General features: G+C 50.5%; 3 protein-coding genes and 1 pseudogene. 3 read left to right on the top strand and 1 reads right to left on the bottom strand.

The window, feature by feature from the left end:
• From GOX01_RS13280 to GOX01_RS12475, 3 genes and pseudogenes are all read left to right on the top strand, one after another.
• Window positions 1-114 (top strand): annotated as a pseudogene (locus GOX01_RS13280) (recombinase family protein); the annotation flags it as partial.
• A gap of 42 nt (window positions 115-156) precedes the next feature.
• Window positions 157-792: a nucleotide-binding protein gene (locus tag GOX01_RS12480; protein ID WP_062268834.1), complete on the top strand. Its 636-nt coding sequence runs from the start codon at window positions 157-159 to the stop codon at window positions 790-792.
• Window positions 792-1,070 carry a ribbon-helix-helix domain-containing protein gene (locus GOX01_RS12475; protein ID WP_228119331.1) on the top strand — a complete coding sequence of 93 codons (279 nt, stop codon included), beginning with the start codon at window positions 792-794 and terminating at the stop codon, window positions 1,068-1,070. The genes GOX01_RS12480 and GOX01_RS12475 overlap by 1 nt, the downstream gene beginning before the upstream one ends.
• Before the next feature lie 43 nt (window positions 1,071-1,113).
• Here the strand turns inward: GOX01_RS12475 and GOX01_RS12470 are convergent, their stop codons facing one another.
• The gene (locus GOX01_RS12470; protein ID WP_081107016.1) at window positions 1,114-2,214 is read right to left on the bottom strand and encodes a replication initiator protein A; all 1,101 of its coding nucleotides are present in this window, start codon (window positions 2,212-2,214) and stop codon (window positions 1,114-1,116) included.
• Between the last annotated feature and the right edge of the window lie 957 nt (window positions 2,215-3,171).

Raw genomic sequence — 3,171 nt, 5'->3', positions numbered from 1 at the left:
TTGGTGGCTGAAAAGCGGAGTTATCGGTGGATCGCCCGGGATCTGGGAATCAGCAAGAACACTGTTGCTGCCATTGTGCAGAGGGATAAGGTGAGGCCTTCTCTTCCCTCGTAGAAAGTGTATACAGGTATAAGATTATACGTGTAGGGGTGTAGCATGAAGGTTCTTGCTGTTCTTTCGCAGAAGGGCGGTGTCGGAAAAACGACGCTTGCAACCTGTCTCGCTGTCGCGGCTGAGCAAGCGGGTAAGGTTGCTGCTATTATTGATTTGGACCCACAGGCGACAGCCTCTTTCTGGAAAGACGTACGCCAGCTCGATACACCGGCTGTGGCTTCAATTCAGCCGATACGTTTGCCTGCAATACTCAAAGCCTGCGCGGATGCGGGGACTGATCTTGTGATTATCGACGGAGCTGCTGTTGCGCGTGATGTAGCTTATGAAGCGGCGCGGCATGCTGACTTCGTTCTCATTCCGACAAAGACGGCCGTGTTCGATACAATGAGTATGACACACACATTGGATGTGGTTCGTCAGCTCGATAAAGCGTTCGCTGTCGTTTTAACTTTTGTGCCCCCCCAGGGGCAGGAGACAGGGGATGCCATTAAGGCCGTGACCGAATTGGGGGCAACGGTCTGTCCGGTGATAGTAGGAAACCGCAAGGCATTTTTCCGTGCACAGGCGGCGGGACAGGCTGTGCAGGAATTCGAAGCACATGGGCCAGCAGCAAACGAAATTAAGCGTTTATACGAGTATACAGATATACAATTATACAAAAATCGGGAGGTAGTGTGATGGCGAAAAGCAATACGCTACAAGCGATGCTTGATCGCGCCAAAGGTAGTGGTGAGGCAATGCCACCCCCTTCCCCGAAGCCAGATATATCATCCAGTAAACCTACGCTGAATGGTCGTAAGGGGACCAAGTTGATCGGTGGGCATTTTTCTCCTGAAGTCAGCGCCCAGCTTCGTATTATCGCGGCCGAAGAGGGAACGACGGTTCAGAGTTTGCTTGGACAAGCACTGGACGATCTGTTTGTGAAGAAAGGACGAAGCAGGATCGTTAGCGGGTAAGTATACATTTATACACGTATACAATTATACACGTAGGCTGTGTCTAGCGTATAGGGTTGCGTTTGTGTCGGTTGCGGCAGAATCCGACAAATGCGGCACTGGGGTTTTGCAACTCTGGTTGTCCGCTATCATTCCACCATGACACCCATTCATCATAGAGTGCGTAGATATCATATCCTGGAGCAACTCCTCTAGCGTCATGGAAACCCTCGGGATCGACAAATGGTTTCTGGAGCTTTGGCTCTATTACCTTGACGGTGTCCATCGTTTCCCGATTACGGAAAGTAACTGTGTTGCTGTTTATTTCGACAGCATAATCAGGCAAGTGGTTATTGATTGCCAAGTCACGGAGCATTGAGCGAAATACGCGAATATGGCTACTGGCCCCCGTTTTTTTCTGTAAAATTTCTATAGAAACAACCCATTTTTCCTGAGCGCCACAATGCTTGCGTGCAAGTTCGTATATTCTCCGTTCAAGTGGTTTGCGTAAACGGAAATAATCGCGATGTAATGTCAGTACACTTCGGCCTTCGATCATTCTGAATAGCCATTCGGATAGCGTTACCTTGATTTCGGACATTTGTCCGGAATTGGTCTTACGGACAATTCGCCATTCATTGATAAGGCCAAAGCCTTCGGTAATTTCTTCTCCATCAGCTTTGATGTTGGTGGTGATCCGTGTGCCTGCTAAGCGCTCAAATGCGCTCCGAAGCCGCTTATAGCCATCACCATCGGTTTGACGGTTGGTCCACACCAATAAATCGCGTGCGGTAAGGTGGAGAGTTCGATTTGGCTGCTCACCTTGATTCATTTTCGCGATCAGCTGCGAAATGCAATAGATAAGGATATCCTTGTCATGGATCGTCGCGAGCCCTTTGACGCTCGGAACGATCTCAACTGTATTGCCATTGTGCTCGTATCGGAAAATGCGTCGATCAGGTTTAGTGGCAAGCGAGAAAATTGGATGTTCCATCGAGGCCATATCATCTTTGGGGATGGCATCAAGGACATCACAAATAAAAAGATCTGGTGTCGGATATCGTTCCGGAAGTAGAACTGAGCGTCCATCAACATTCGGGGTTTCACTGACGGTAAGTGCCAGTTCGGGGTTTCGTTGACGGGTTGCTTTGATTCGGGGTTTCATTGACGATCAGTTTAGGTTCGGGGTTTCATTGACGCAAGAGCTAGATTCGGGGTTTCGTTGACGCAGATTCGGGGTTCTGGAGTCACTAGATTCGGGGTTTCGTTGACGCAAGCGGCACCAAAACACTGTTTTTGTATTTTATTTTCAGTCAGTTACGTGTTTGTGGAAAACCCTTAACACTACTATTAACACATAAATTAACACTCCAAGCCTGTGGATAACTTTTCATTTCTGAAATTTTCTACTAAATTGAATCTAAGCGCCGCCTCTTGGGGGCTACGCCTCCGCCGGCTCGCGGCCGTAGGCCGCCCCGATCGTGCTTCGCACGATCTCCCACCCGGCATCCCCCTGCTCGCCCTTTCAGGGCTGCGCTAAACAGACACGCCTCCGGCGCAAAGTCATGATCTGACGATGCGTTCCCGCATCGTCTCTTCCCAGCATCCTCCTCCCCCGCGTCGGCGCCTTTGGCGCCCTACGGGGCTCCCGCTCCGCGCTCGCCCGACGCCTGCAACACCAGAAGAACCGGGCAAGACCGTAATCTGCTCAAGGCACACCGGAGTTCAAGCGAGCATTCAGCAGCTCACGTGTTTCAGCATGCCCGTCAAACGCCACAGGACGGCCGTACAGGCATTATCAGATGTGGTGGCTGGTTTTGGGTGTCTGTATTGGAATTACGCTTTGTACAGCCTCACACGGCGCTCTGCGGGTCTTATCGAGAATTGATGGGCTGGCCATTTCTGTCTGACCGTCCAGATATCCTGCTCCTGACTTTCGGCGGGATGATTATGATTGAAAAACCCAAGCGTTAGGGATATGGTGAATTATGCCGACGCTTCTGCGCATCAATGGATTTCGTGTCGTGATTTACACGGCAGATCATGTGCCCAATGCACGTTCACGTTATAAACGCGGATGGAGAAGCGGTGATCGAAATTGGCAGGAAAGCCCGCCTGATAT

It is taken from the genome of Gluconobacter oxydans (assembly GCF_006539685.1).
In the GTDB taxonomy this organism is placed as follows: Bacteria; Pseudomonadota; Alphaproteobacteria; order Acetobacterales; family Acetobacteraceae; genus Gluconobacter; species Gluconobacter oxydans.
Note: the sequence above shows the minus strand (reverse complement) of the source record. Positions and strands in the feature narration are given on the sequence as shown.